Source organism: Streptomyces sp. NPDC088354 (genome assembly GCF_044753585.1).
GTDB lineage: Bacteria > Actinomycetota > Actinomycetes > Streptomycetales > Streptomycetaceae > Actinacidiphila.
In genome coordinates this window covers 1-26,048 of the sequence record NZ_JBIVNJ010000061.1, presented here as the reverse complement: position 1 = coordinate 26,048, position 26,048 = coordinate 1, and the positions used below count along the sequence as shown (strand labels likewise).

General features: G+C 67.7%; 25 protein-coding genes and 3 pseudogenes. 16 read left to right on the top strand and 12 right to left on the bottom strand.

What is annotated here, in order from left to right:
• Nucleotides 1-92: 92 nt before the first annotated feature.
• A complete protein-coding gene (locus ACIP98_RS39370; RefSeq protein WP_401981239.1) occupies nucleotides 93-1,679 on the bottom strand; it encodes a DUF262 domain-containing protein in 1,587 nt (528 codons plus the stop codon).
• A 478-nt stretch (nucleotides 1,680-2,157) separates the two neighbouring features.
• Between ACIP98_RS39370 and ACIP98_RS39365 the strand changes: the two genes are divergently transcribed.
• Both ACIP98_RS39365 and ACIP98_RS39360 read left to right on the top strand, forming a co-directional pair.
• A complete protein-coding gene (locus ACIP98_RS39365) occupies nucleotides 2,158-2,403 on the top strand; it encodes a hypothetical protein (RefSeq protein ID WP_401981237.1) in 246 nt (81 codons plus the stop codon).
• Complete coding sequence (locus ACIP98_RS39360) at nucleotides 2,396-3,460, top strand: response regulator (protein ID WP_401981236.1); 1,065 nt, start codon at nucleotides 2,396-2,398, stop codon at nucleotides 3,458-3,460. Before ACIP98_RS39365 ends, ACIP98_RS39360 begins: the two co-directional genes overlap by 8 nt.
• 71 nt (nucleotides 3,461-3,531) lie before the next feature.
• Here the strand turns inward: ACIP98_RS39360 and ACIP98_RS39355 are convergent, their stop codons facing one another.
• Nucleotides 3,532-4,491, bottom strand: a complete 960-nt coding sequence (locus ACIP98_RS39355) for a 5'-nucleotidase (RefSeq protein ID WP_401981235.1) — start codon at nucleotides 4,489-4,491, stop codon at nucleotides 3,532-3,534.
• Nucleotides 4,492-5,202: 711 nt separating this feature from the next.
• Here ACIP98_RS39355 and ACIP98_RS39350 point away from each other — a divergent pair.
• The 4 genes from ACIP98_RS39350 (at nucleotide 5,203) to ACIP98_RS39335 (ending at nucleotide 7,422) form a co-directional block, all read left to right on the top strand.
• Nucleotides 5,203-5,712, top strand: a complete 510-nt coding sequence (locus ACIP98_RS39350; protein WP_401981233.1) for a hypothetical protein — start codon at nucleotides 5,203-5,205, stop codon at nucleotides 5,710-5,712.
• Nucleotides 5,713-5,777: 65 nt separating this feature from the next.
• Complete coding sequence (locus tag ACIP98_RS39345) at nucleotides 5,778-6,032, top strand: hypothetical protein (RefSeq protein WP_401981231.1); 255 nt, start codon at nucleotides 5,778-5,780, stop codon at nucleotides 6,030-6,032.
• Entirely contained in the window at nucleotides 6,029-6,235 is a 207-nt protein-coding gene (locus ACIP98_RS39340) for a hypothetical protein (protein ID WP_401981229.1), read from the top strand. Before ACIP98_RS39345 ends, ACIP98_RS39340 begins: the two co-directional genes overlap by 4 nt.
• 413 nt (nucleotides 6,236-6,648) lie before the next feature.
• The gene (locus tag ACIP98_RS39335; RefSeq protein WP_401981227.1) at nucleotides 6,649-7,422 is read left to right on the top strand and encodes a DUF5710 domain-containing protein; all 774 of its coding nucleotides are present in this window, start codon (nucleotides 6,649-6,651) and stop codon (nucleotides 7,420-7,422) included.
• Here the strand turns inward: ACIP98_RS39335 and ACIP98_RS39330 are convergent.
• Together ACIP98_RS39330 and ACIP98_RS39325 are read right to left on the bottom strand one after the other, a co-directional pair.
• Nucleotides 7,408-7,713 (bottom strand): annotated as a pseudogene (locus tag ACIP98_RS39330) (hypothetical protein). The gene ACIP98_RS39335 and the pseudogene ACIP98_RS39330 overlap by 15 nt on opposite strands.
• Entirely contained in the window at nucleotides 7,710-7,970 is a 261-nt protein-coding gene (locus ACIP98_RS39325) for an Arc family DNA-binding protein (protein ID WP_401981225.1), read from the bottom strand. Before ACIP98_RS39325 ends, ACIP98_RS39330 begins: the two are co-directional and overlap by 4 nt.
• A gap of 382 nt (nucleotides 7,971-8,352) precedes the next feature.
• Between ACIP98_RS39325 and ACIP98_RS39320 the strand changes: the two genes are divergently transcribed.
• The 5 genes from ACIP98_RS39320 to ACIP98_RS39300 all read left to right on the top strand — a co-directional run bounded on the left by ACIP98_RS39320 (nucleotide 8,353) and on the right by ACIP98_RS39300 (nucleotide 13,508).
• The gene (locus tag ACIP98_RS39320; protein ID WP_401981223.1) at nucleotides 8,353-8,613 is read left to right on the top strand and encodes a type II toxin-antitoxin system Phd/YefM family antitoxin; all 261 of its coding nucleotides are present in this window, start codon (nucleotides 8,353-8,355) and stop codon (nucleotides 8,611-8,613) included.
• Entirely contained in the window at nucleotides 8,610-8,855 is a 246-nt protein-coding gene (locus ACIP98_RS39315) for a type II toxin-antitoxin system RelE/ParE family toxin (protein WP_401981221.1), read from the top strand. The genes ACIP98_RS39320 and ACIP98_RS39315 overlap by 4 nt, the downstream gene beginning before the upstream one ends.
• Nucleotides 8,856-9,152: 297 nt before the next feature.
• On the top strand, nucleotides 9,153-11,855 hold the full coding sequence (locus ACIP98_RS39310) for a Helicase associated domain protein (protein ID WP_401981219.1): 2,703 nt from the start codon (nucleotides 9,153-9,155) through the stop codon (nucleotides 11,853-11,855).
• Nucleotides 11,856-12,021: 166 nt separating this feature from the next.
• Nucleotides 12,022-12,309, top strand: coding sequence for a hypothetical protein (locus ACIP98_RS39305; RefSeq protein ID WP_401981217.1), 288 nt, complete (start codon nucleotides 12,022-12,024; stop codon nucleotides 12,307-12,309).
• Nucleotides 12,310-13,283: 974 nt separating this feature from the next.
• On the top strand, nucleotides 13,284-13,508 hold the full coding sequence (locus ACIP98_RS39300; RefSeq protein WP_401981216.1) for a hypothetical protein: 225 nt from the start codon (nucleotides 13,284-13,286) through the stop codon (nucleotides 13,506-13,508).
• A 31-nt stretch (nucleotides 13,509-13,539) separates the two neighbouring features.
• Here the strand turns inward: ACIP98_RS39300 and ACIP98_RS39295 are convergent, their stop codons facing one another.
• The 3 genes from ACIP98_RS39295 to ACIP98_RS39285 all read right to left on the bottom strand — a co-directional run bounded on the left by ACIP98_RS39295 (nucleotide 13,540) and on the right by ACIP98_RS39285 (nucleotide 16,264).
• Nucleotides 13,540-14,076, bottom strand: coding sequence for a hypothetical protein (locus tag ACIP98_RS39295; RefSeq protein ID WP_401981214.1), 537 nt, complete (start codon nucleotides 14,074-14,076; stop codon nucleotides 13,540-13,542).
• A 376-nt stretch (nucleotides 14,077-14,452) separates the two neighbouring features.
• A complete protein-coding gene (locus tag ACIP98_RS39290; RefSeq protein ID WP_401981213.1) occupies nucleotides 14,453-15,040 on the bottom strand; it encodes a hypothetical protein in 588 nt (195 codons plus the stop codon).
• Nucleotides 15,041-15,406: 366 nt separating this feature from the next.
• On the bottom strand, nucleotides 15,407-16,264 hold the full coding sequence (locus ACIP98_RS39285) for a hypothetical protein (protein ID WP_401981212.1): 858 nt from the start codon (nucleotides 16,262-16,264) through the stop codon (nucleotides 15,407-15,409).
• 126 nt (nucleotides 16,265-16,390) lie between these two features.
• Here ACIP98_RS39285 and istA point away from each other — a divergent pair, with 126 nt between their 5' ends.
• From istA to ACIP98_RS39265, 4 genes and pseudogenes are all read left to right on the top strand, one after another.
• The gene (gene istA, locus ACIP98_RS39280) at nucleotides 16,391-18,019 is read left to right on the top strand and encodes an IS21 family transposase (RefSeq protein WP_401981244.1); all 1,629 of its coding nucleotides are present in this window, start codon (nucleotides 16,391-16,393) and stop codon (nucleotides 18,017-18,019) included.
• On the top strand, nucleotides 18,016-18,813 hold the full coding sequence (gene istB / locus ACIP98_RS39275; RefSeq protein ID WP_401981210.1) for an IS21-like element helper ATPase IstB: 798 nt from the start codon (nucleotides 18,016-18,018) through the stop codon (nucleotides 18,811-18,813). Before istA ends, istB begins: the two co-directional genes overlap by 4 nt.
• A 139-nt stretch (nucleotides 18,814-18,952) precedes the next feature.
• A complete protein-coding gene (locus ACIP98_RS39270; protein ID WP_401981207.1) occupies nucleotides 18,953-19,555 on the top strand; it encodes a hypothetical protein in 603 nt (200 codons plus the stop codon).
• Nucleotides 19,556-19,742: 187 nt separating this feature from the next.
• Nucleotides 19,743-19,949, top strand: a pseudogene (locus ACIP98_RS39265) (helicase associated domain-containing protein); the annotation flags it as partial.
• A gap of 203 nt (nucleotides 19,950-20,152) precedes the next feature.
• Here the strand turns inward: ACIP98_RS39265 and ACIP98_RS39260 are convergent.
• Both ACIP98_RS39260 and ACIP98_RS39255 read right to left on the bottom strand, forming a co-directional pair.
• Nucleotides 20,153-20,800, bottom strand: coding sequence for a DUF305 domain-containing protein (locus ACIP98_RS39260; RefSeq protein WP_401981206.1), 648 nt, complete (start codon nucleotides 20,798-20,800; stop codon nucleotides 20,153-20,155).
• 97 nt (nucleotides 20,801-20,897) lie between these two features.
• A complete protein-coding gene (locus ACIP98_RS39255; protein WP_401981204.1) occupies nucleotides 20,898-21,314 on the bottom strand; it encodes a DUF6153 family protein in 417 nt (138 codons plus the stop codon).
• Between the two features lie 812 nt (nucleotides 21,315-22,126).
• Between ACIP98_RS39255 and ACIP98_RS39250 the strand changes: the two are divergent.
• Nucleotides 22,127-22,225: pseudogene (locus ACIP98_RS39250) on the top strand (hypothetical protein); the annotation flags it as partial.
• 509 nt (nucleotides 22,226-22,734) lie between these two features.
• On the opposite strand, the gene ACIP98_RS39245 reads toward ACIP98_RS39250, so the two are convergent.
• From ACIP98_RS39245 to ACIP98_RS39235, 3 genes are all read right to left on the bottom strand, one after another.
• Complete coding sequence (locus tag ACIP98_RS39245) at nucleotides 22,735-23,211, bottom strand: Ig-like domain-containing protein (RefSeq protein ID WP_401981203.1); 477 nt, start codon at nucleotides 23,209-23,211, stop codon at nucleotides 22,735-22,737.
• Between the two features lie 464 nt (nucleotides 23,212-23,675).
• On the bottom strand, nucleotides 23,676-24,053 hold the full coding sequence (locus tag ACIP98_RS39240; protein ID WP_401981243.1) for an Ig-like domain repeat protein: 378 nt from the start codon (nucleotides 24,051-24,053) through the stop codon (nucleotides 23,676-23,678).
• A 426-nt stretch (nucleotides 24,054-24,479) separates the two neighbouring features.
• Nucleotides 24,480-25,982 carry an IPT/TIG domain-containing protein gene (locus ACIP98_RS39235; RefSeq protein WP_401981242.1) on the bottom strand — a complete coding sequence of 501 codons (1,503 nt, stop codon included), beginning with the start codon at nucleotides 25,980-25,982 and terminating at the stop codon, nucleotides 24,480-24,482.
• Nucleotides 25,983-26,048: the final 66 nt, after the last annotated feature.

Here is a 26,048-nt window from a genome sequence, read left to right as displayed (position 1 = left end):
TCACCAACCCCACGACACCCCCCACACCCACCACCCCAACCCGCACCAGTGAAAACACACGACGCAAACCAGTGAAAAACAACCGTCGCTCATCAGCTGGAGTTCTCGCGTCCCATCAGCAGCCCGAGACCACCGAGTTGGTTGCGCCGGCTGCGGAAAACGACTCCATCGGGTATCTCCTGCTCCACCCGGTGGTGGTGGTTCGCCCAGAGGTGCTCGATGTGGAAGCGGTCCCGGTCGAGGTAGGCGAGCACGTCGTGCGGGCGCTGGCAGGCTTCTTCGACGTAGGCGGTGGCCCGGGCCAGCAGGTAGCGGATCTGGTGGGAGTTGTTGCCTCGCAGTCCCAGCGTGACCGCGTCGCGTATCGAGCCGCCGTCCGCTTCGATGAGGTCGCCGAGCGTAGTCGTGAGCTCGGCAACGCTGCGGCACCTGCGCAGGAGCGGAACGAGCGTGACGTGGACCAGCGTCTCGGCGTCGGCTGCCTGGACAGGGAGGTCCTGCAGGACTCTGAGGGCGTACCAGCGGTCGATGTAGGCAGCGACGAGTCGGCCTTTGTCCTTGGCTTGGGAAGGCTGGTCGTCGGGGTGGATGGCGGCGAGGATAGCGACGGTCTGGGCGCCGAGGCCGTTGCGTTCGTTGAAGAGCACCGTCTCGAGGCGGTCGCCGTCTTTCTTGAGTGCGCGGCCGGCAGCGAGGAAGGGGCGGTACAGTCTCGCGGTCTTGAGCAGATCCCGGGCGAACTGCATGAAGTTGTCAGGGCGTTCAGGGACGAGGCCCAGGTGTGCGGCGTTATGGCGGACCCACACGTTGAGGTTGGTCGTGATCTGCTGGCGGTCGTCGTCCCGGCCCTCGCGTGCGCAGCGTGCCAGGAGGTAGGCCTTGATGAAACGGGACGCTGCGGTGGGATCCTCTCGGTCGGTCGTCAGCTCTCGCAGCATTTCGTGCCACTGGGTGTTCAGCTGGTCCTCGCCTGATCCGACATTGGACAGCAGGTGGCTCTTGAGGAGGTCGACGGCGGTGAGGCGGGCGCCGCGGTCGTTCATCGTCTCGAACATCCGATAGCCGTGATCGGCATCAGCCGCCCGTATGCCGACCAGGACCACGCGGTCCAGCAGCCACTCGGTGAACAGGTGGAGCTTTTCCGCATCCAGCTCTTCCACCAGCTGAGACTCGATCTGCTGGCTGCGCGCCCACAGGTTGCGGCGGGAGAGTGAGTCCCCGGGGCCTGGTTCGTATTTGCGGCCCTCGGTAACGGCCCGCAGGACGGGATCGTGATCGGTGATGCCGACCGAGAAGTGGTCTCCGTCGGTGGTGATCACTCGGTTGAGCCGGTCCACCGACCTGGGGTATCCGGCTTCCTGTGCCCACAGCCGCAGCTGTACAAAGATCAGGTGCAGCGTGACGAACCGCTGCTGCCCGTCGACGCGGTAGCGCCGGTGCTTGGACGGCTCGTGATAGACGAACGGGCCCAGAAAGTACTGCGGCGCGGTGTGCGGCCGGCGGAGAAGGACCGGGTCCGTCGACCACGCCTTGAACGTGTCGCACAGATCCCGCAGCAGGGTGCGTACCTCGTCCTCGCCCCAGGCGTAGTCGCGCTGGTAGTAGTCGATCTCATAGGTCACTTCACGGAAGAGTTCCTTCGGGCTGAAACCCTGTGACTTGATCTCGTCTGCAGCCATGCCACCACTCCCCCACTGCCCGGCGCACCTCTCATGCTCCCAACTCTCCCCGGCGTCGTACAGACAGCAGACAGCCTCATGATCCGAGAGCGGCGTGGTACAGCTTGTGAGCGAGGTGGCCCGAGATCGCGGCGCGGATGCCGTCGACGGCATCTGAAGATCCACCCGACCTTTCTTACAAGCGCTTGACGTGTACTGCAGCCTCGCTCGTCGGCCCGGGGCGCAGCGTTGCAGGAGTCGGCACCGTTGCAGAGCAACACGCTGGCAACGTTCAAGGGGTCCGGTTCCCCTGACCAGGGCAGAGGCCTCACGGGCAAGCTGATAGAGGCGTTGCAGCCGAACGCTTTGTCGCCGCTGTTCCCCGATCCTGGGATGCAACACGGTGGGCTTCCTTCATTCTGGACTCCCTCATCCGCAATCGGCTGGATGGGGGACATGTCCCGCTTCCCTGAAGTGGGTTGAATGAATGGAGTCGGTGGTGGACCGTCCTTTGCTCTCGCTGAGAGCGACCCTGGTGTTCCTGCTCGCCTTGCTTACCGGCGTGGCAGCTGGCGGGCTGACGGCCCTGGCCGGGGAAGGGCCGCCGCGCAGCGTCCTCGCCGGTCTCACCGTCGCGGGGGCTGCCGTCGCGTTCTTCAACCGGCTCATCGCCTCGGACAACACCACGGTTCAGCCGTCGTCGCCTGCGGACACCAGTGAGGGAGAGAGGGAGCGCCATGGGTGAGCTGCGCCCTCTGGGGGACGGCCTCAACGATGCTTCACGTGCACTTGCTCAGGCTCTGCGGGAGCTGTTCGAGGGCCTGGAGGTGTCCGTGCGGCGGTACGCGGCGCGGCGCCAGCGCGACCCGGGGACGTTCTCGCGCTACCTGAACGGCACGCGGTTACCGCCCTGGCAGGTGATCAGTGACCTTTTCGCGGACGTCGCCGAGCATCGTGGAACCGCGGTCACGATCGAGGCCATCGAGTTCGTCCGGGGACTTTACGGCTCGGCCGTGGACGCTGCCTCCTCCCCCAGACACGCCACCGAGATCCTGGAGCAGCAACTGGCCGATGCCGACCGGGTCTCCCGGCGGTCCAGCGTTCGCGGTGACGTTCTGGGCGATGCGCTGCTGGACAGAAAGCAGCGGATCGCCGACCTGCAGACGCGTCTGAACCAGCTGGAGGCCGAACGTAACGAGGAGCGGAAGCGAGCGGACGAACGCGCGGATGTGTCTGGTCTCATTGCCGAGCGTGACGTGCTCCAGCGGGAAGTCGAGCGGCTCGGAGCGGACCTCCGGGAGGCGCAGGCTCAGCGTGCTGCCGCGGAGGACCGTTGCGATCTCCTCGAACGCCAGTTGGATGCCGTGCAGGAGGCTGCGGCAGCGAAGCTGCCCGCCACGCCTCCGGGTATGCCCAGGATCCTGATCGTTGACGATCAGCCGGACAATCTGCTTGCGATGACCGCTGTCTTGTCCACGCTCGACCAGGAGCTGGTCACCGTTTCGTCCGGGCAGGAAGCGCTCAAGGCCCTCCTCGACTACGACGACTTCGCGGTCATCATCATGGACGTACAGATGCCGGGGATGGATGGATATGAGACCTGTGCTCACATCAAGCGCCGTCCCCGCACCCGGGACGTCCCCATCATCTTCCTGACCGCTATGGGCGTGGGCGCGGAGCACTCAGCCCGCGGGTACGCCGCCGGCGCCGTCGACTACATCAGCAAACCTTTCGACCCCTGGGTCCTGCGCGCCAAGGTCGCCGTCTTCACCACCATCTATCTGGAGCGACACACCCCATAACATCTGGGCCGGACCCGGGCAGCGGTCCCGGTCAGGGCCCCTTCCGAGCCTTGGCCATCCCGGCGCAGCCTTCAGCTGCTCTCTTCGGCAGGCGCCGGGCCGTCCCTCTCGTTCATTGCCCCGAAGGGGACGTGCACGCTGGGTGTGTTGGGGGACGTGCCGGCCAGGTGGCTGACCTGGTCATCGAAGAAGATGTGGGGCTTGAGCACCCCCATGATCCTGCTCTTGTCTATGCCGCCGAGGAAGAAGGCATCGTTGACGGTGACACCCCAGCCCTTCAGGCTCCGCACCGCGCGTTCGTGGGCAGGGGCGTTGCGGGCGGTGACGAGCGAGACTCGAACGCGGATCTTGTAATCCGCGTCCTTGGCCCGCTCTTCTTCTTCCCGCTGCTGGAGCCGGTTGACGCTGGCGAGGAAGTCCCGGAGCGGTCCGGGAGCGTGGGGAGTGGCGGCGTTCATCGTCTCGTGGGAACGGAATCCCTCGATGCCGTCGGACTGGAAGACCTGTTCCGAGGAATCATCGGCAAGGACGCCGTCAAAGTCGAAAGCGATCCGCAGATCCTGGTCCTCGGCGTCATCGGCCACCGCGGACCCGAGGACGCGGCCAGCGGGCAGACCGAGGGCCACGGCTTCTCGGACGTCGGTCTCACTCGCGGACAAGAACAGCGACATGTTCAACGCAGGGATGAACCGGTGGGGCGAGCGTCCCTGCATGAAGACGGCGCGGCTGATCGGCAAGCCGTGGGACTGAATGGACCGCATGACCCGCAGACCGGTGTCGGGATCATTTCGGGACAGGACGATGACCTCCACCAGAGGATCATCGGGGGAGCTCAGATCGTTCAGGGACAGCAGCCTGCGGATGAAGGAAAAGGCGACCCCTTGGCCCAGGGTGTCGTCCAGATGCTCCTCCTGGTAGGCACGGTAGGACTCCTCCCCATGCTCCCGAAAGACGCTGTCGGCTTCCGTCAGGTCGAACAACGCGCTGGAAGCAACCCCGACAACCAGACGGCCCGCAAGTTCGTAAGGCACAGCTCTCCCCCGCATCAGATCGCACAAACGTCCCAATCATGACATCCAGGGGTGTTGCCGGGCGGCGAGCGCAGCGGGTGTGCGCACGCGCGCTGCGGTATGGCTGTCCGATGGAGAGTCCACCGGACAGCCATACCTCGATTACACCGCGCGGTCCGATGCCGCGTGGACGACCCGGTTCCGCGCCTCCTCCCACAGGGCAGTTCAGTGAGGCCGACGCCGAGTGCCTCGAGGAATGCCAGGAAACCGTCCCTGCGCGACAACGCGTCGGTCTGTTCCCGCCCAACTCGTCCGCTGTGCCCCAGAGCTGCCACACACTCCAAACCCAGCCCCGCCAGTGAGCTACATCACACACGCCTCGGCGGCGCAGCAGGCTCGATACGCAGGCAGCCCACGGCAGCCCCAGGCGCCACAGAAGTCGATGCCAGTCGCCGGCGCGGCCAGCCCCACGAACAACGACAACGCCGTGACAGCAGGGCTGCCCCGCGTACGCGATGCGCTGCCGCGCTGCGAACTCGACGGGCAAGGTGAGCTTTCACGAAGGATCGCCCGAGCATTGTCGGGCGGAAAAACTTAGCTTCCGGCGTGACGTTAGTGGATCCACACCGCATACGAGCGATCGAGCAGTACAACCCGGACTGCTCTGTCGCGCGCGCAACAGTTGACTTAAGTGGTCTGGCGCGGCGGATCCCCGCAAACGAGGTGTTCTGTATGTCCAGTCCCAAGACGGTGGAAGAGACCGTCGACGCCGCCCTGCCCACCGACCGGGCGCTGCGCATCCAGCAGGACGCGCAGCAAGTCGAGGAGCTGCGGCAGTGCGGGTTCAAGGGGCCCGCGTATGAGGTGTTCGAGAACGACCTGTGCCGGCAGAGCATGCCGATTCTGCTCGGTATGCTCCGCAACGGCAGTCTCGCCCGGCTGGCCCAGAAGCGGTTCGAGGACCGCCATATCCCCTTCTACGTCTCACCGGACAACGCGCGCCTTCTGCACAGCAGTGCGCAGGACCGGGACGAGGTCGTGGTCGACACCCTGCTGAAGGCCCTGAAGTCGTTCCGCCGCAAGGCGCTGGTGAAGGGCGAGTGGTCTCCCGCCTATCGGGGTCCCCGCGGGGCCAGCTGTCTGACCAGCTTTTCATCGGCCAGTGCATCTGGGAGTTCCGCCGCGTCTACCTCGCGTGGGCCCGCGGTCGCGAGGAACTCGCCCGTCACCAGGCTTCGCTGACCGACGTCGAAGCGTTCTTCCGCCTGCTGGCGGCACCGGACCACCTGGCCGACCCGCAGACCATCGTGTTCGGCACCAAGCTGATCGACCTGCTCGCCGGCCACCCGCCGCAGACGCAGGCCATCATCCGCCTGACCGTCGAGGGCTACCACGACACGGAAATAGCGGACGTCCTGAAGATCACTCCTGGTGTCGTCCGGACTCGCCGGTACCGCTTCCGCACCGCCCTCTACCAGGCCGCCCGCACCGGCCAGGTCTGGATCCCGCAGCAGCTCCACACCGCCGGAGCGCCCCGCCGAATCCAGCGAGGCACCTCGTGACCACCCGCGCCCTGCTGTTCCTCCTCCTCGCCCTGGCAGTCCTGGTCGCCATCGCAGCCATCCTGGCGATCGTAGGATTCGGCATCGTCCGCTGGGGCGGCGCCGATATTCCCAACGCCCTCACCCGCGCCGGCGTCGTCTTCGCCACCACTATCGGCATCGGCATCGCCCTACTCGCCGCACTCCTACCCGCATTCACCTAGCCCTCCCCCACGGCGCACCCCGGGCAAGCCGCCGCCCACCCCACAGGGCGGCGGCCCCCGCCTGACTGACCCCCATAGCCAGACGACAGGCCCTCTTCGATGTCCTGCGGGCGTTCGGTTTCGGTTGGATGACACGTAGCGTCCGTCGCGCCTGCTGGATGTGTGGCGGCCGAGCCTGGGCGAGTACGCGACGGGACCGTCCCCTCGCACCGGACCGCCTGGACCCCGCACGGCCTCAGCACCACGGCCAGCCGGGCACGGTCGTCGAGGGCCTCAGCCTGCCAGTGCAGGGGGATCGACCCGCCGTGCGACACCGGCCTGGAGTCACCGTGCTTCCGCCACCTGACGGCTTGTCAGTGGCGCCCTCTAGTGTGATAGCGCCGATTGGCTTGATCACAACAGGGAGCACAGGAATGGCAGTTGAGCGGCTATGGCTGGACGTCCCGTTCGCGGAGAAGGATGAGGCCAAGGCGGTCGGCGCCCGATGGGATGGCACCGCCCGGCGTTGGTACGCCCCACGCTCGGGCATGACCGCTCTGGAGCGCTGGGCGGCCGGGGCAGAGGTCCCCGACCTTCTGCCAGGTGAGGACCGTTCCCTCGGCAGCGGCCTGTTCGTCGATCTCGTGCCTAGCAGCTGCTGGTTTACCAACGTGCGGTCCTGCGTCGCCGACAAGGACTGGGACCGCCTCCGCCGGATGATTTATACCCGAGCGGGGAACCGCTGCGAAGCCTGCGGTGCAGGTCCGGACCGAGATGCCAAGCGCTGGCTGGAGGCGCACGAGCGGTGGATCTATGACGATGCTCGTCGGATTCAGACCCTGAAGCGGCTGATCTGCCTGTGCACTGGCTGCCACACAGTCACGCACTTCGGTTTCGCCGAGATCCGTGGGCTCGCCCCGCAGGCACGCGCCCATCTCATCAAGGTCACCGGCATGACCCCCGCCGAGGCAGACCTTCACATCACTGCGGCGTTCAGCCTCTGGGAGGAACGCTCCCGCATCACCTGGACCCTCGACCTCACCATGCTCACGGAGGCCGGAATCGACCTCGCCTCACCACCTGATGCGGACACCCGAGCCACCGTCGCCCAGGAGACCCTGAGTACCCAGGCCACGGGCAACCCCTCCGGCAGGCTCCCTCGCCAGCTCCAGCCAAACGGCACAACCGAGGCATCACCCGGCAGGTAGACCAGCCAGCAGGCTGCCGGTCGCGCAGCGAGCAGGCCCCGGACGAAGTCCATGCCGGCCGGCCCACCGGGCTGGGGCGGCGATGGCAATGACCGCACCGTCGGGGCGTTCTGGTGGGGGCTGGGCGGTGTGGCGGGTGTGGGCGGCCTCGATCAAGGCGCAGGTGGGTGCGTACGGGTGTCAGCCTGCCTCGGCGTGGGCGCGGTGGATGAGGCGGGAAGCGAGGAGGTGGCCGCGGCCGACGGCGGCCATGGCGGTGTCGTCGAGGACGACGTGGACGATCTGGTTCACCGGGCGGTCGTAACCCGGGTCAGGCGGCGGTCAAGTTCGGCGTCCAGGTCGTCCTGCTCGGCGGGAGTGGGAGCGTAGCCGTTCCACTCGTTCAAGGTGGCGCGGGCCTGCTCGGCACCCTCGGCCCGCTCAGCAGGGGTGAGGAGGCTGTCAGCCAGGCGAGCCAGATAAGCACCCAGCGACAGGCCTTCCGCCGCGGCGATCTCCGCCAGCCGTTCCCGGGCCTCGGCAGGGATACGGACGTTCACGTCAGACATCCAGGGTCTCCGTTCGTGGTGCTGCACGACCCTACAGGCGGTACGGGTACGTACCCGTGTCCACTTCCGGGACCCGCGCAACGAACGAGATCAACAGAAAAGCCTCGGACGCTGGAGCGCCTCACCGGGCAGAGAACCCAGTCCCCGACGTCGACGGCGTACCTATACGCCCGGGGAGTCCGGAGTCGTGGCCCTGCCCGCGCCCCTGCGGAGCCGCCACATGCCCTTCTCGGCCAGACTTCCGCGAGCACCAGGTCCGCCGGTGCGAGCCCCCGGATCGCACACTGCCGACCACCGCACGCCACGGATTGCCGACCGGAAACCAGCAGCGCTCCCTCCTATGCCCTCATCACCATGTGCACACTTGTGTAAGGTGGTGTGCATGACGGAGACGACGTACTCGATCGTGGAAGCCCGGGCCCGCCTCGGCGCCATCGCCCGCGAGGTCAGCGCCACCCGCGAACCGGTCGCCATCACCGACCACGGCCAGACCGTCGCCGTACTCGTCAGCCCCGCCGACGCCCTGGAACTCCAGGAACTGCGGGCCCTGGCCGCCTACCGCGCACGCCAGGCCCGCGGTGAGGACGCCGGCATCCCGCACCAGGAGGCCTACCGGCGGATCTTCGGCGAGGACACCGCGTGAACTACGAGGTCATCTGGGAACCCGAAGCCCTCGCCCAGGCCGAACGCCTCGCCAAGGACGACCCCGACGGGGTACGGCAGGTGTTCACCGCCGTCGACCACCTCGCCGCCGACCCCCGCCCCGAAGGCGCATTCGGCAGCGCCGACCTGCTGCGCATCCACATCGGCGCCTACCGCGTGATGTACCAGATCAGCCAGCAGCAGATCCGCGTCAACGTCATCCACCTCGGCCGCATCCACTGACCCATGACCGACCAAGCGGCCAGGCGACCCCGCACGCGCGGCACGCGGGGCGCATGACCCGCGACGCGCTGGACCAGGCCGGGGCGGGGTCGGGTGGGCTCGGGGCACCGGAAGCGCTCGAGCGCAGAGCCGTCCGGACCGGCGCCAAGTAGGGCGGATCGCCACGGCGTTGCGTCTGCCGGTCCGATGCCTCAGCCGGCGACCGTGCAAGGTGGATGCTGACGGAGGGCACAAGGTGAACAGCGGGACGGGGGTCGTGGTGGTTTCCGCGCCGTCGCATCATCAGGAGGAGCGGGCGTGAGCGTTGTGCGGCTGCGTGAGCATCAGGTCGAGGCGAACGCGCGGATCCGGCAGTGGGCGGGATTCCCCGCACGCACCCCCGTGCCCGCCGGCGGGGCGCGGGCCACGCTGGTGTCCGCCACCGGCTCCGGGAAGACGATCACCGCCGCTGTTGCGGCGTGGGACCTGTTCCGGGACGGCCGGATCCTGGTCATGGTGCCGACGCTGGACCTGCTGGTGCAGACCGTCGAGGCGTGGCGCCGGGTCGGGCACCGGGGGCCCATGGTCGGTGTGTGCTCGCTGGAAGGTGACGAGGTCCTGGAGCAGCTCGGTGTGCGGACCACGACGAACCCGATCCAGCTTGCTCTGTGGGCCGGGTCCGGGCCGGTCGTCGTGTTCGCGACCTATGCGTCGCTGGTGGACCGGGACGACCCCGAGGACGCCACGGGCCAGGGACGGGTGCGGGGGCCGCTCGAGGCAGCACTGGCCGGCGGGGAGCGCCTGTACGGGCAGCGGCTGGCCCCGTTCGACCTCGCGATCCTCGACGAAGCCCACGGCACTGCCGGGGACCTGGGCCGGCCCTGGGCCGCGATCCACGACAACACCCGCATCCCCGCCGCCTACCGGCTGTACCTGACGGCGACGCCGCGGATCCTGGCCGCGCCGCGGCCGCCCGTGGGCAAGGACGGGACCGAGCTGGAGATCGCCTCGATGGTCTCCGACCCGGCCGGAACCTACGGGGAGTGGATCTTCGAACTCGGGCTGTCGGAGGCCGTCGAACGCGGAATCCTCGCCGGATTCGAGATCGACGTCCTGGAGATCGAAGACCCCGACTGGACCGTGGGCGCCTCCGAGGAAGCCCTGCGGGGCCGACGCCTCGCCCTCCTGCAAGCCGCCCTCCTGGAACACACCGCACGCCTCGACATCAAAACGGTCATGACGTTCCACCAGCGCGTCGAAGAAGCCGCCGCGTTCGCCGCCAAGCTGCCGGCCACCGCCAGCGACCTGTATCAGGACGAGGTCACGCCGTACGCGCTGGCCGAAGCCGACGCCCGACCGGCGTCCCCCATCGGCGCCGAACCCGACGAACTCCCCGCGCACCGGCACGTGCCGCCGGACCGCGTCTGGGCGCAGTGGCTGTGCGGCGACCACCTGGTGGCCGAGCGGCGTGAGGCGATCAGGCAGTTCGCGAACGGCATCGACGCAGACGGCAAGCGGGTGCACCGGGCCTTCCTCGCCTCGGTCCGCGTCCTCGGCGAAGGCGTCGACATCGTCGGGACGCGGGGAGTCGAAGCCGTCTGCTTCGCCGACACCCGCGGCTCCCAAGTCGAAATCGTCCAGAACATCGGCCGCGCCCTCCGACCCAACCCCGACGGCAGCACCAAGGTCGCCCGCATCATCGTCCCGGTCTTCCTCCAGCCCGGAGAAGACCCCACCGACATGATCGCCTCCGCCTCCTACGCACCCCTGGTCGCCGTCCTGCAAGGCCTGCGCTCACACGACGAACACCTCGTCGAGCAACTCGCCAACCGCGCCCTGACAAGCGGACAACGCACTGTCCACGTCCACCGCGACGCCGAAGGCCGCATCATCGGCACTGCTGACGACGCAGCGGGCACCGCGGCCGGCGGCGAGGGCCAGGGCGCTGCGGAGGGCGGGACGAGGGCGGGGGCGGCGGTCGAATCGGCACTGCTGAACTTCGCCACCCCCCGCGACCCCGCCACCATCGCCGCCTTCCTCCGTACACGCGTCTACCGCCCCGAATCCCTGGTCTGGCTCCAGGGCTACCAAGCCCTCCGACACTGGCGTACCGAAAACGGCATCACGGGGCTGCACGCCGTCCCCTACGACACCGAAGTCGAACTGGGCGTGACACGGTTCCCACTCGGCAGATGGGTCAACCAGCAACGACGCTCCCTGCGGACAGGGGAGCTCGAGGAGCGGCGCAGGAAACTGCTGGACGAGCCGGAAGCCGGCATGGTCTGGGAACCCGGCGACCAGACCTGGGAAACCAAACTCGCCGCCTTCCGCACATTCCACCGAGCTCACGGGCATCTGGCTCCCCGGCAGGACGCCGTGTGGAGCGACGGTCCTGGCGGCGATACCCGCCCCGTGCCCATCGGGCAGCACCTGGCCAACCTCCGCCGCAAAGACGGCCTCGGCAAAGACCCCGCACAGGCAGCGGACCGCGCGGCACAGCTGGCCGCCATCGATCCCGACTGGAACTGCCCCTGGCCACTGGACTGGCAACGCCACTACGCCATCCTCCGCGACCTCGCAGAGACCGAGCCCGACCACTCAGTGGCCGGCATCGAACCCGGCGTCGCCTTCAATGGGGATGATCTTGGGGCATTCATCGCCCGACAATCGCGGGACTGGGCTCAGCTCAGCACTGAACAGCAGCAGCGGCTCACCGCACTCGGTATCCGGCCCGCCCCGGTACTGTTCGATACCCAGGCGCCGACGGGGACAGCGCATGCATCAGGCAAGGCGCAGCAGGCGTTCCAGCGTGGCCTGGCGGCCCTCGCGCAGTGGATCGAGCGGGAGGGTACGGGCCGACCCGTACCCAGAGGGCACGCTGAAGAAATCGGGGGCGACGGCGAGACGGAACCGGTCACTGTCCGGCTCGGCGTGTGGATCACCAACACCAAAGCCCGCCGCAACAAACTCACCCCACAACAACGCTCCGCCCTACAAGAGCTCGGAATCGAGTGGGGCTGACAGGGGGTTGTAGGCGGCCAGGGATTTCTTAACTTTGCCAAGTGGGTGTGCCTGCCGCCCTGCCATGTGTCTGGCCATCAGCACCTGAAAGACTCGGCGGCTCGCCCGCACGCAGGGGGCGAGTCTCGCTGAGACAGAGCACCAACAGGGAGGGGAGGAAGTGCAAATGGATGTGCGCGCCGTGCTCGGCAACATGGGACGGGTGGCAGCCGGAGTGGGACGGATCGTGTGGGAGGTAATGACCGCGCCGACCACAGGCACAGAGGATGACGCCCGGTTCGAGATCGACAGACTCGCACACAAGATAGATGGCGAGGTACCTGCGGAGCTGCGGGACCGGGCATGGGGTCTGGTCCTGAATGCGTTGCGCATGGTCCCCCAGGAGATCGAACAGTTGGTGGAAGAGCACCAAGAACCAGACGACGAGGCCGAGGAGCCGCTATCCAAGCAGTGATCCCCCGAGGTGATTAAGCCGCAGCGACCCTGGCGGGCACTGGCACAGGTCGAGCTGACCACCGCCGAGCAGACCGACTGGCACTACCCAGTCGCGTCAGCAGAATGCGGCGCTTTGTACTGGACTCCAACGCCATCGACCCTATAGCTGACAACCCGGGGGCCTATGAGGCCACCCGGGCCGCGATCGACGACGGCCGGATCGAACTCCTCATCACGCACGTCAACATCGACGAGCTCGCGGCAATCCCAGACCTGGATCGCCGCTCTTTCCTGCTCTTGCTCCTCTGTGATCTCGGCATCCTCGTCCCCACGGGCGCGGCCGCTCTGGACTACTCGCGACTGAACTTCTGCCCTCAACGACGACCAGGAAGTCACCGAGGCACTGCGGTCCGGCAGCGTCGACCACACACGCGACGCTCTGATCGCCGTCACGGCAGACTTCGAACAGTGCGCCCTCGTCACGAACGAGAAACGACTCACCAATCGCTCGCGAGACCGCGGGATCGAAGTCCTCACTACACGCGACCTGCTTGCTAAGATCGGGTTCCGAATGCCTTGAACCATGTCCTATCCGGATCCCGGCCGGCTTCGGCGAACCAGTCCAGCGCCGCCCAGCGCAGGTCACGGCCCTGACGGGCGTGCCGGGCCAGGACAGCGGCAATCCGGACCGTGGCCGGGGCCAGGACCGCCACCGACCACGGCCACGGCCGAGCCAGCGGCGTTCATGACGCGGCAGCAGCCCCGCTCCGCGCCACCGTTCCAACTGGGCCACCGACACCCGCAGGCCCTGCTCCGCGAGCGTCGCGACCAACTCCCCGTCGGCCGGACCGGGTCCGTTGCGTGCCATGGTCCCGGATCCTAGAACCCCGCGAAGTGACCCGGAACAAAAAATAGAGGCTCTGGCTGACTGGGAATTACACGGCCCGGCAGGCATGCCGCCCCGGGCACAACCGGAGACAGGAGTACATACACATGGGGTTCGGGAGTTCGCGGCGGCCACGGCGCACCTGGGCGGCACTGCCCGCCGGGCGTACCGCGGCGGTGGTCGCCGGCGTGGCGGTCCTGGGGTACCTGGTCGTGCTGGCCGCCGTGGCACTCGGGGCGGCCTTCGCCCAGGACCCAGGCACCCGCCGGTCCGCCGCCCGCACCCTCGACCTCCTGCTCCGCCTCATCCCCTGGTACACCCCCAGGCGGTGAGGGGCCGCCGGCGGATCGGCGGCCCGGCCACTCAGGTAAAAGGCGGCAGCCAGATGCGCATACCGAGCGCCCGGTAGGCCTCAACATGGTCCCGAATGGTCAACCAGTTGCGGCGGGTGAACTGCAGATGGCGGTCCTGGTGCGGATGCTGTTTGCCCAAGGCCGAGCAGATCGCCGTGAGATCGGGCGGGAAGCCGACCACACCAACGACCTCGAAGGCCTCGAACAGCACCAGGACGTACCAGTCCACCCCCGGCAGGCGGTGCACCAGGTGCTCGTTCACCCAGGGGACGGAGGCGTTGGCGAGGTACTTGACCTGGATCTTCTCCCCGTTCGGGGACTCGACGTCGTAGTACGCCTGGACGCGGGACACCGCGAGCCGCCCGCCCCACAAAGCGGCCACGAAACGCTCCGCGAACTCCGACAAAGGATCCCGGTTCGACTGCTCCACACCGAGCATCGCCAGCAGCGTCCGGCGCGCCGCCCGGTAAGCGGCGAGACCGTCCAGGTAGTCACCCGCGCCGGCCACGGCCGCTGGAACGGCAAAGGCACTGGGATCGCTGTGCATGCGTAGCAGGGTGCCACGCCTGGTGGTTCTGAGGTCTCCCCTTTGGTGGGACCGATGCCGGTACGGTCCGTCGGCGGCGGCTGACCGCCGCAGTCGAAGCTGCGTGCACGGGGTTCCTCGGCGCGTAAGCCTCAAGGCACGGAAAGCCGCCTGCCAAAGATGGGGCAGGGCGTCGCTGAGGACCCGTACCTGCAGCGGGGTGCCCTCGGTGGCGGCACCCGGCCTCTGCGCGATGACCCGGACCACAGTACGAGTAGCCCACAGAGACGACTGTCGGCGGCAGGTCACGCCAACTGACGACCGCGATTCACTCTCACCGGGCGAGCCGAGCAGCACATTAGCCGAGACGGCTATGCGGATGGACCGGTGGATGAGTTCAGATCCTGCGCTGCAGCCAGTCCGACGTCAACGTCCAGCGGGTTTGTGAAGAGCGAATCCAACCGAAACCGATCCCTAGATCGTCGCCGGAAAGCATGGAATATAGAAACTTTGCCATGCCAAAATTGAACCGATACGTGGTGGCCGGTCCACGGGCCCAGACGATCACCGGCCACGCATCAGGGTCATTACCTTCCATCAGCCACCAGAAAAGGTCGCCTTGCTCGTTTTCTCCCCAGGTCAGCAGACCTTCAGGCTCAGGGTGCATTGGATAAATGCGACCGCCCCATTCGCCCTCGCTCCACCCTGAAAAAAGTGGAGAGATTCGAGACGTGTGCCAGTCGACCAGGCCACTAAACCCGACAGGCGCGCCGGGCCTGCCCGGAACAGACGTCGGGGTGCGCACACGAAATCTCAACGAATTTCTGCTGGCGATGTAACCGTTGCCGTAGCTGTCCGCGAACGCCCGATAGTCCGCGGGGAAGCTGAAGCCCACCTCTTCGGGCGACAGCTCCCACGGCGGCCGCGCGACCTGTCCAGGCGGAGGCGGAAGCAACTGAGTAAGCTGCTCAACGTAGTTGATCATTCGTTACTCCGGACGTTCAATTGCCAAGGTTGGGGTGGCCTGAGCCTCTACCAGGTCGTCCGTGACCTGCAGATCCTCCTCGCCACCTGGACCGGCGCCTGCCCCACCTGCCACCGCGACATACCCACCGCAATACCAACCTGACCAAGCACTACTACTTTCTCATCAGGATGGGACAGGCTGGCCCGCCCCCGTGGCGTCGGGTCGGACTGTAACCCGGCAATGCTTGCGCCCCTGCACCGGGGCGACTGCCGCCGCAGCGGAAGCGCCACGCGACGTCAGCGCCTGGTCGGCCGTGACCGCAGTACGGCAGCGCGGGAGGCTTCCACGAACGGCTGGAGTCTGCCCAGGGCCTGCCCGCGGGATTCAGGAGAAGCGTGCCAGGAAGGTGCGGCAGGTCCGCTGCAGTTCCTCGTCGTGTGCAACGTCGCTGAAGCGGCCGCTGCGGCGGGTGCGGGTCAGCTCCACGCGGACGTGAGGCAGAGCCACCTCCGCGGCGGTGCCCATCCGGTCGAGGCAGGCCAGGACGTGGTTCGCGGTCGCGTCGTTCTTCTGCCAGGCGGCGATGAGGGTCCGCACGACGACGGGGCCCTCGGCCTGGCCTCCGATGTCCCACATGGCGCTCGCGGCGTGCACGCGGGTCCACTCGTAGTCGGCAGTTAGCATGTTCCGCAGGCGCGGCAGCACGCGAGCGGCCGGCGTTCCGATCCGCCCGAGCACGTCGGCCGCCTCATGATGCCGGTGGCTGTCGAGGAGGTCGTCCAGCAGGGGCACCACGATGGCCGGGTCGCCTTCCGCCGCCCACAGCGTGGCTGCGGCGGCCACGCGTACGGATGGATCGACGGCTCCGGTCAGCCCCCGCACGGTGTCGAGGGCGGGCGCGGCAGCGGTGCCGAAGGCGGCGAGTGCCTCCAGGGCGGACGCGGCGGTGCTCCACCGCTCGTGGCGCGCCGCTGCTGTCACGGTCTCCGCTACCGCGGGCACGGCCGCCGGGTCACCCAGCCGGGCAAGCGCGGACAGCAGGGCGTTCGTGCTCATGTCCTGCCACTGCGCGGACAGGTCGATGCCGGCGAGATGCCCGCAGAGCCGCGGCACCAGATGGTCGGCCGCCAGTACGAGGTGACCGGCCACTTCCACGGCGCGCCAAGCGTCAACGCCGCCGTCCAGTGCCGTCAGCAGACAGGGCAGGGCACGCGTGGCTTTATCGAGCAGTAGTGACGTCACTTGTCGATGGGTTTGGGAGGCGCCCGGATCCACGGAAGGGTGATGTCGACGAGTTTGGGAGGCACTGGGGTTCTTGCCAGGGCAGCATCGAGGTGCTCCTGGTGAAAGGTGCTGGTCATGCCGCGGATGTCGAAGGTCGAGCTGTACGCGGCGATCCGGCGTGACCACCGCGGTGGCATGTCAATGCGGGAGCTCGAGCGCAAGCACGGCGTGACGTGGCGGACGGTGCGGAAGGCGTTGGACTCGGCCTGGCCGGAGCCGCGCAAGAAGCTGCCGCCGCGGGCGACCGGACTGGACCGCTACAAGTCGGTGATCGACGAGATCCTGCGGGCCGACCTGGACGCGCCGCGCAAGCAGCGGCACACGGTCACCCGAATCTTCCACCGGCTGGTTGAGGAACACGGCGCCGACGTCTCCTACGGGATGGTCCGCTACTACGTCGCGACCCGGAAGCCCGAGATCCTGGTCGAGTCGGGCAAGGCCCCGCTGGAGGCGTTCGTCCCGCAGACTCACCAGCCCGGTCACGAGGCGGAGGTCGACTTCGGCGACGTGACGATCCGCCTCGCCGGCGAGCTGGTGACCTGCTACTTGTTCTCCTTCCGCCTGTCGTATTCGGGCAAGGCCGTCCACCGCGTGTTCGCGTCCTGCGGCCAGGAGGCTTTCTTCGAAGGCCACGTCCACGCGCTTCGGACGCTGGGCGGGGTCCCGCGGAGCAAGGTCCGCTACGACAACCTCAAGGCAGCCGTCGCCCGCGTTCTCGGACTGAGCCGGGCGAGGGTGGAAGCTGACCGTTGGATCGCCTTCAGATCGCACTACGGCATCGAGAGCTTCTACTGCCGTCCAGGCGTCGAGGGCGCCCACGAGAAGGGCGGCGTTGAGGGACAGATCGGCTACTTCCGCCGCAACCATTTCGTCCCGGTCCCCGAGGTTTCCTCGCTCGCCGAGCTGAACGAGATGGTCGAGCAGTGGGATCGGCAGGACGACGCCCGGCGGATCGGATCCAGGTCCAGGACGATCGCCGAGGACTTCGCCCTCGAACGGCCGCTGCTGATGCCGCTGCCCGAGGAGCCGTTCGAGACCGGTCGGCTGTTCACCCCACGGGTCGACCGCTACGGCCAGATCCCGGTCCGCACGAACCGCTACTCGGTCCCTATCCGGCTGATCGGCAAGCGGGTGAGGGTCATCCTTCATGCCTCTCACCTGGTGGTCTACGACCAGAACGTGGAGGTGGCCCGGCACGAGCGGCTGATCGCCAAGGGCGCCGTCCGTCTTGAACTGGACCACTACCTGGAGGTCCTGGTCCGCAAGCCCGGCGCCTTCCCCGGCTCGACCGCTCTCGAACAGGCCCGCTCCGCCGGCAAGTTCACCCCGGTCCACGACGCCTGGTGGACCCAGGCCATGAAGATCCACGGCGAGCGGGACGGCACCCGCGCGCTCATCGAGGTGCTGCTGCTCGGACGCCACATGACGCACGAACATGTCGTCGCCGGCCTGGCCGCGGCCCTGCGGGCCGGGGCCATGACCGCGGATGCGGTCGCGCTGGAGGCCCGCAAGGCCGCCCAGGCCGAGACCGAGCCTGCACCGGATGCCCGGGTCCCCGGCCAGCCATCGGCGACGGTGACGTCTCTGCACGAGTGGCGGCTCGCGCATCTTCCTCCGGACACCAGGCCGCTGCCCTCGGTGTCTCACTACGACCAGTTGCTCCGACACCGCCGGGCAAGCGGCGGTGACCACCGTGAGGGAGAAGTCCAGTGACCATGCCCCGCCAGCGAGGCTTGACCGAGCAGGCTGCCGACGCCGCCATCGACTCCGCCTGCCGTCTGCTGCGGCTGCCGTCGATCCGCAACGAGTTCTCCGACATCGCCGACCGGGCGATGAAGGACCAGATGAGCTACCGCGGTTTCCTCGCCGAGCTGCTGATGGCCGAGTGCGACGACCGGGCCCGCCGCAGGTCAGAGAGGCGGATCAAGGCGGCTGGCTTCCCCCGGGAGAAGTCCCTGCGGTCGTTCGACTTCGACGCCAACCCGAACATCGACCCTGCGACCATCCACACCCTCGCCAGTTGTGAGTGGATCAAGAAGAGCCAGCCCCTCTGCCTGATCGGCGACTCCGGCACCGGCAAGTCCCACATGCTCATCGCGCTCGGCACCGAGGCCGCGATGAAGGGCTACCGAGTCCGCTACACGCTCGCCACAAAGCTGGTGAACGAGCTGGTCGAGGCCGCCGACGAGAAGCAGCTGAACAAGACGATCGCCCGCTACGGCCGAGTCGATCTGCTCTGCATCGACGAACTGGGCTACATGGAACTTGACCGTCACGGCGCCGAGCTCCTCTTCCAGGTGCTGACCGAACGCGAGGAGAAGAACAGCGTCGCCATCGCCTCCAACGAGTCCTTCGGCGGCTGGACCAAGACCTTCACCGACCCCCGGCTCTGCGCGGCCATCGTCGACCGGCTCACCTTCAACGGCACCATCATCGAGACCGGCACCGACTCCTATCGCCTCGCGAGCACCCGGGCCCGAGCCGAGGAACCGGCAAAGGCCGGCTGACGTCTGCCGGTGCCTGACTCACGGCTTGCCGCCCTGACGGGCAGCTGGCGGTTCCGCGTCCTGTTGTCCTGTTTCAGCGGGGCATGGGGGTCCGGGATGGTCAGCCCACAAGACGATAAGCATCGTCCAGAATTGACGCATGGACGTTCCCAAGCTGCTGGAAGCTGCCTCACTGCTGGTCCCCGAAGCCGTCGCCACTGAGAACGACATCACGGTGAACGACGTCTGGGAGTACCTCGCCCACGACGAGTGGGAAGTCGCTCTCGGCCTGTTGGAGGAGCTTGGTGATGTCCACCCGCTGCCGCTCTCCTTCTGGCAGGCCCTTGCCACCGCCGCGGAGCAGATGCGACTCGACAGGAGTGCGGCCTGGTGTCACTGGCGCTGCTTCGAAACCCGCAACGGCATCATCCGAGCCGACCTCAGCCTCAGACCAGCCCACGAAGCCCGTCGGCAGACACCCTTCTCCGGAGGCGGCGTCCTACGACCGATGTGGGACATCGGAGAGAAGACCCCGACCGGCGAACCCGATCTCTACATAGCCGCCCTTTGGGTGGAGTTCACGCCCTTCATGGAGCCTGGAGGGCAGGCCACGGTGCGTCTCGCCCCGCTCTCCCCAACTAAGTGGCAGAAGCTTCAGCCTGGTCAAGTGATCACCATGCACGAGGACCGGACTGTCGCTGGAACGGCGGTCGTCCTGGAGATCCAGGGACCATCGGTCCCGCCTGCCACATTGCGCTCGTAGTCGATGGGATCGCCCGCCCCCCAAACTGCCGTCATTTCTCCTCAACATTCCTGGACCAGTTGATCAACAACTGCCTTCCGAACCGGTCGACAAGTGCTGTTCCTAGAGACAGACGAAGCCACTCCACCTCACCCCAGCAGAACCCGGCGAGAGGCCGCAGGCGCCTCGTACGCAGGCAGACAAGTGGGCGGTGAACCTTCGGGCCGCCCGGCAGTTCCACACCCGCGAAGGGGGCTTGCAAGTGCCCCGGAAGCACGTCGAGCAGCTCACCGAACCCGACGGAAGCGTGACGGACGTCAAGCTGGGCCAGTTCGTGGACAACGCCCGCCGCCGGGCCGACAAACTCACCGACGAACGACGCGCGGAACTCGACGCACTCGGCATCCGCTGGTAACAGCAGTAACGCACGCAACGGCTGGGCCCGGCTTCCCCGCGGGGGAGCCCGGCCCAGCTCCTGTCCGCCGCCATAAGCGGCTCACTGGCACGAGGCGGCACACGGCCATACAGCAGCACCACGACTTCCCGGGACGGGTAGCGGGCGCTGCACTGACGAGTGCGGGGGACGGCCCAGGGCCCGCCCCCGCCATTGTCGTGTGATCAGCTGGCGCCGAGCATCTGCCGCATCTGCGCGATCTCCACGGTCTGAGCCCTGACGATGTCACCCGCCATGGACATGGCGTCCGGGGATGCGCCCTTCTGCTGCTCCGTCTTCGCCATGTCGACGGCACCCTCATGGTGCTCGATCATCATGGTCAGAAACATGCGGTCGAAGTCCTTATCGAGGGCGCTATCCAGCTTGTCCATGTCCTCCTGGCCCATCATCCCGGGCATGGAGGCATGGTCGCCGTGATCCATGCCGCCCATGGTCGGCATGCCCTCCATGGCGTCGGGAACCTTTGCACCCCAGGCCTTCAGCCATCCGGACATCTTCTCGATCTCCGGGTCCTGTGCCTTCTCGATCTTCTCGGCCAGGGCCTTGACCTCGCTGGAGGCGCCGTGTGAAGCGGCCATACCAGCCATGGCGACGGCCTGACGGTGGTGGGGGATCATCTGCTGCGCAAAGGACACGTCGGCCTGGTTGTACTGGCCGACCGAGGCAGAGGACGATGCCATCACGGTGTTGGAGGTGTTGTGCGCGGCTCCGGAGTGGTCGTTGCCACCTCCGCAGGCGGCGAGGACCACCGTGGCGGCCGCAGCAGTGACGACCAGGGAAGCACGGCGGGCAAGGGAACGATTGACGTGCATGGTTGAGGTAACTCCTGTGTTTGCTGAGATTGGGGCATGCCGTCGTGCGGACCGACGACCCACGCCCTGAGGGCGGGTGCCGTTCCGCGAGGTGCCTCTAGATCCGCAGGAGTTGGAGTTCCGCCAATGAGGGGGGAGCGCGTCCGCCGGCCGACTCCCTGGGGGCCGGGACCACGACGCGCTGCAGCCGGGACGACGTCTCCAGAATCGACGACGTCAGGGCCGGTACCTCTACGGAGCCGGGGATCGCACCCGAGACGCACAATTGGTCCGCGTGGGCGCCGTGATGCCCTGCCGGATCGCCGGTGTCGTGACAGGCGTACGCATGACCGGGCTCGGCCGCCATCATGTGGTGCGCGGCGTGCGGGCCGATGCTGGAGACGGGTGTGACGCTGTCGGCGGCCAGGCCATGCATGCCCAGCAGCCCGAGCACAACGGTGAGCACCACCAACGCCGACAGCCGCAGCACCGGCTGCGGCTGAGACAAGGCGGACATCGCCCTGATGCGGCTCACCGCGTCATCGTAACCAGCGGCCCACGGTGACCGGGGACACTCTTCACGCCGCCGCACGCCCCCGCAGGCCGCCACCAGCCAGTTGTCCGGGGCTACGGTCAAGCTCACGGCGGTGAGCTCACGCACGCCCTGGATGCGATTTCTGGGAACAGCCGCCCTCACGGCTGTGGCGGGGGCAAGCCTGCCGTGCTGGCCCGCTTGCCCCGTGCACGCTCGGCTTGCCCGGGTCAGTGCCTGTTCCTTTAAACCCCGATCCTGCGGTTAGCGTCACCAGGAGGCGTCACTCGGTGACGCCTCCTGAACGCGATCGTCGGCGCCATGCCCGCGTCCGACAGCGCGGTGAGCAGTACAGGCTTGTCGGATCGCTTCGTCTTCCCGAACGCGTGTCTGCGGAGTACCAGGTGCTGCCGCACTCCGGGCACGTGAAGCGGGGCCAGGGGTGGCGTCGACCTTCGAGCACTGCTTTGAGGGCTGCCCCGCCGGCTTCGATTGCTTCGCGGCGGGCCTTCATCGTGCGCCAGGCTCTCGTTCTGCACGTCGCTGAGCAGTACCGACGGCTCTTCCTGGACCCGTCGGGAAGAGCCGTTCCGCACTGACGGCAGCGGGGGGCTTTCCTGGTCACCACGTCTCCAGGGTGCCCTTCGGCGCCGGACCCTGACCATCGCCCTCGCCGCTGCCGTTCGGCGAACGGTCACGGTGACCGCTCTCCGAACGGCAGACCGGTGCGGCCGGAGCGGTAAAAGGCCCCCTGACCAGCCCCGGAGGAGGTTTAGGAACAGGCACTCACCGAGCCGGTCGGGTCTGTCACGGACGTCAAGCTGGGGCAGTTCGTGGACAACGCCCGCCGCCGGGCCGACAAGCTCACCGACGAACGACGCGCGGAACTCGACGCACTCGGCATCCGCTGGTAGAGACCCCCAGCCACGGATGAAGGGCCGGGCGGCCGGGACGCGTCCAGGGCCAGAGCGAACTCCTGCGAGCCGTCCCCACCACCCCCTTGAGGTGCGGCCCACGCACAGACCAGTGCCTAACCCGGTCCACCAGCGGCCGCCTGCAGTGCCGTCGGACGGACACGGGAGCCATCCGACGGCACTCATACGGCGCCAGTGCAGCCGTGTTGCGGCGGCCGGTCTATAGCGATCTTGACGGTACCGACAGTTATGGCCGTCTGTCGGTCGAGGGCGCACCCTGACGATCAGGTCGGGCACGGCCTTCGCAACGTGCATGCGCGTGATCTCCGCGGTCTCCAGCCATCGGGCTCCACCGCACCCCACCGCTGCGCCTTCGACGCATGGGACGAGCCAGAGCCGCAGAGGGCGGCGCGAGCAAGAGTATGCGCCGGTTGCGGGCGTGGGAGGCCGGTCGGGTCTGCGGGCTCGCGGTCCCGCATCCAGACGGGGCGCCGGCAGGGGCTGTTCGGCTATTCCAGGTGGAAATTGTTGTGGACGTCGATGGGGTAGTTGATCACGCTGCCGCCGCAGGCGATGAAACAGAATCCGGGCAGCGGGGCGGGGACGGACGACACTTCGACGGTGGCGGTGTCGTTCGAGGCGCTGCACTCGTCATTGCCGTTGTAGGCGGCGGTGATGGTGTGGGAACCGGTGGTGCTGAAGCTGGTGGCGTAAGTGACCTGGCCGTCGGCAGGGACGGGGACGGTGGCCAGGATGTCCGGGCCGTCGAAGAAGGTCACGCCGAGGCCTCCACTGGGGTCGGAGTTGTCGCAGCTGACAGTGGCGATCAGCTCGACGGGGGCGTTCAGTGCTGGTGCAGAGGGGGCGACTTGCAGGTCAGTAGCCGACGGCTCAGCGGCCACCGCGGGAAACGCCAGGATGCCTACTACGGCTATCGCGGCCGCGGTCACCAGGTTCCACTTGTTTCGCTCGTATCCGCATATCACGGGCTCGACTCCTCGCTCAGTGACAGAGAGTCCTCCTGTCGCCACTTTATGCGATCAACACGGTACGGCGGTCACAGTGCTGTCGCATTCCAGAGGGCTGCCTCGTCACTCGTCGGATCCTCATCCTCCGCAGGGGTGGCCGGGAGGCCAGCGGGCGGGCACTGATAGACGGGTATGGGTCTGACTGTTGCTGGCGCTCCCCGCCATGTCACCGTCGCGTCCGGTGGCGGACGGCGGGTGTGATGGGGCCATCAGCGCGTACGGAGCGGCGCAGACTTGCCGTGGGTGCGACCTCTGCTCCATTCAGCGGTGAGCAGGCTGCTGACGGTCAGCATGCAGCAAGGCCCGGCAATGCGTCGGGTGGTGACGTTCCGGCTCCTACGGGACGGCCTTGCGAGCGCCCCGACATTTCCGCGGCATTCCGCTTCCGGGAGATTCGGGAGGTCGCCACGCCATCAGATTGACTAGAGCTGGCACCAGTGGCTGCTATTGGCATCGCTGAGGCCACCCCAGGCAATAGGAAACGAGGGGAAAGTCGGCGTTGACGGACGCGTCGGGCAGGGGTGGTGGGTACCAGGCAGGTGAGCGTGGCCGTCCCGGCACGGGAGCGGTCCCCATGGGCAGTCCTCGGCCGCAGTTACCGTGACTGTCGCCGTGGCGTTCGAGGCGAAGCAGTTGTCGTTTCCGTTGTACGCGGCGGTGATCGTGTGGGTGCCGGTGGTTGCGAAGGTGGCCGTGAAGTTGGCTTGCCCGGTGGTTCCGACTGGCACGGTTGCCAGGGTGTCGGCACCGTCGAAGAATGTCATGCCGAGACCGCCGCTGGGATCACCGGTGCAGGTCACGGTCGCGGTCAACTGCACAGGTGCCCCGGTGGCGGCAGTCGAGGGCGATGCTTGGACGGCCGTCGTCGAGGGTACGGCTGCTGCTGCCGGCGACGCGAACCCCACGATCGCTGCTATAGCCGCAAAGGCTCCGGCCTTCCACGTCTTTCGCGGTTCCCAACGCTTCACGAAAATCGGCTCCTTTTTCGGCTGCAGTCCGCAGTTCTGCAGTTCGTGTCGAGGAGCGTCACGTTACGTCCCGCCGTCAGTTGCCGCATTTCCGGGCAACGGCGGCGTTTCACCCGCGCGGGTGAGCAGCACAGTGAAGATCTGGGCGGTCCTTGGAGGATCCATGGCGGACAAGCACTCCCTTTTCCCGGTCTATCCGTCGGGAGCTGTCCGCCGTTGGACCGGCGGGATCCGCGACGCGCAGTGGTGGACCGTTCCCTAGATGACGGGAGGAGCAAGGCGGGTGTAGGTCAGTGAGTTACTCGTGCCCCCTGGGGTGGTGACGTTGACGGGAACGGGGCCCGGGGTTCCGGCGGGGGCGAGTGCTGCGATGGCCGTGTCGGACAGAACGGTGAATGCTGCGGATGCGGCACCGAAGTGGACGGCGGTCGTGGTGGTCAGTCCCGTGCCGCTGAGGGTGACGCCGGATCCCGCATCGGTTGGTCCCTGGGCCGGGGAAAGCAGACTGAGGACCGGTGTTCCCACGTAGGTGTAGATGACGGAGTTGCTCGTGCCCCCCGGGGTGGTGACGGTGACGGGGACGGCGCCTGTTCCCGCAGGGGCGACCGCCGTGATCTGCGTGGGCGAGTTCACCGTGAACGACGTGGCGGCCGTACTCCCGAACCTCACCGCCGTCGCCCCGCTGAGATCTGTACCGGTCAGGACGACGGTCGTACCACCGGAAGCCGGCCCCCCACTCGGCGAAACCGAGATGAGGAAAGGCACATTCAGGTAGAAGAAGTAGACGGGGCCGGTGGTGCCGCCTGGGGTGGTGACGGTGACAGGAACGGCGCCCGACCCCGCAGGGGCGACCGCGGTGATCTGCGTGGACGAATTGACCGTGAACGACGTGGCGGCCGTACTACCGAAGCTCACCGCCGTCGCCCCGCCGAGGTCTGTACCGGTCAGGACGACCGTCGTACCACCCGAAGCCGGCCCCTGACTGGGAGACACAGACGTGAGGACGGGCACCACCGTATAGGTGTACGTCACCGCGTTACTCGTACCCCCCGGCGTGGTGACGGTGACAGGAACGGCGCCTGTTCCCGCAGGGGCGACCGCGGTGATCTGCGTGGACGAGTTCACCGTGAACGACGTGGCGGCCGTACTCCCGAACCTCACCGCCGTCGCCCCGCCGAGGTCTGTACCGGTCAGGACGACCGTCGTACCACCCGAAGCCGGCCCCCCACTCGGCGAAACAGACGTGAGGACGGGCACCACCGCATAGGTGTACGTCACCGCATTACTCGTACCCCCCGGCGCAGTGACCGTGACAGCCACCGCACCCGTTCCCGCCGGCGCAACCGCCGTGATCTGCGTGGACGAATTGACGGTATATCCCAGTGCTGGGTTGGCGCCGAACCTGACGGCGGTGATTCCTGTGAAGCCGCTTCCGGTCAGGATGACGTTGTTGCCACCCGCCGCGGGGCCGGTGTTGGGTATGGCCGAGGTGAGAGCGGGAGCGGCGGCGACGGCGGTCGGTTGTGCCGGTCCCGCTGGACGGGCGTTGTCTTTCACGGGGTTCTCCGTACGATGTCGGACGGCCCGGAGGCCTGTCGTTGTCCTTCCTCGGGCCCGCGCGAGCCGGGAGGTCCGTCCCGGCTCGTGTCCGGTCGGTGGCGGTGTGCGGGCCGGGGCCCCGGCCCGTGTGGGGGTTTCCGGACCGGGGCTTGGGAGGCGGGCGGAACCCGACGGGTTACCGTCCGCTCCGGGCCGGTCCATGGGGGCCGGCCGCTGGGGTGCGGTCAGATGCCCGGGCCCGCGACGTAGGTGAACGCGTCCGTTGCG